Source organism: Pseudomonas sp. FSL R10-1339 (genome assembly GCF_009600545.1).
Taxonomy (GTDB): Bacteria; Pseudomonadota; Gammaproteobacteria; order Pseudomonadales; family Pseudomonadaceae; genus Aquipseudomonas; species Aquipseudomonas bubulae.
In genome coordinates, this window is the sequence record NZ_WIVQ01000216.1 from 1 (window position 1) to 1,265 (window position 1,265).

Genomic DNA, 1,265 nt, shown 5'->3' on the forward strand with positions numbered 1-1,265 from the left:
GTAGATACTCTGTTGCAGGTCAAGCTTTCGATAGGTGTTTTTCATCGAAAAGCTTGGCCGTATCAAAAGGCTCACCGCTGCGGATGCATGCCCAAATACCTGTCAGATATTTGCGCATGATTGCCCCAATTGCCTGCATCTTCTTCTTACCTCGGCCGACCAGTCCTTCATAGAACGCCTTAACAATGGGGTCACAACGCAGCGCGCTCAATGCGGGCATGAACGTCGCCGCGCGCAAGTAGGCATTCCCGGCCTTACTCATCCGGCCAGGCTTGTTCAAACTCGTTCCTGACTGCGTCAGACGCACGTCCAATCCTGCATAGCGGCTCACCTGGTTCGATTTCAACGTCGACGGCAAGGTCACCAACTCGGCCAGCATCGCAATAGCCGAAGCCTCTCCGATGCCAGGCCCTGCAATCATGCATTTGTAGCTTCTGCTCAGGTTCGGGCTTTCGAGAATCAGTTCAAGTGCGGCCTTGCGGAAGCGCTCAATGCGCTTGTCCAAGGCGTCGATGGCATCCTCTTCGTCCTCGATCAGCATCGACGACGTACTTTCGGTTGCCTTGAGTGCGTGCAACTCATTTTTGGCCTGCGTGCGGCGGCCGGTCAGGCGGTTCAAATGTCGTCCCAAGGCACGCAGTTCCAGCATTTGCGCGGTTGGCGCAGTCCATACCCGCGGCGTCATACGCTCGGCATACTCGGCCAGCAATTGAGCATCGATTTTGTCGGTTTTGCTGTTAGCCAGCATGATCTTGGCAAAGTTATGTGCACTTTTCGGGTTGATCACCGCCACGGGTAAGCCGGCGTTGGTCAGCTTGACGGCCAAGTCCAGGTAATAGACGCCGGTGGCCTCCATGACGATCAGCTCCGGCTTCAGGCTGAGCAACTTTTTCACCGCCAATGAGTGGCCTTTGGCGCTCTGTTCGATGGTCCAGTTTCCAACGACGTTTCCATCTTTACGCCACGCCATAGGCGCAGTTCGAGAGCCAATATCTACACCAACGACGAGAGCCATGTGTTCCACCTCAACGAAAAAAAGTAGAATGCTTCCGGTTCCCCGACCTCGCACTTCATGCCATCACAACCTTGTAATACGAAGTCCGACTTGTCGGCTTCTGGTTACTCTTCGTGGTAGGCAATGAGGCGGGGGGCCTCTCTACAGACAAGGTCAGGAGCAAATCCTGCCTTAAGCAGCTATCGGCCTCCCCGAAACGCTTTTTGTACACGCCCCGGCATTTTCTTGGGCACCGGGAAAACATACAAGC

Annotated in this window: 1 protein-coding gene; it reads right to left on the minus strand. The window is 54.9% G+C overall.

The window, feature by feature from the left end; translation table 11 throughout:
* Nucleotides 1-19: 19 nt before the first annotated feature.
* Entirely contained in the window at nt 20-1,015 is a 996-nt protein-coding gene (locus tag GHO03_RS24470; protein WP_153400687.1) for an IS110 family transposase, read from the minus strand.
* Between the last annotated feature and the right edge of the window lie 250 nt (nt 1,016-1,265).

What these genes read in the sequence shown, in the direction of transcription:
- GHO03_RS24470 (WP_153400687.1), bottom strand. Translation starts at nt 1,015, where the DNA reads ATGGCTCTCGTCGTTGGTGTAGATATTGGCTCTCGAACTGCGCCTATG.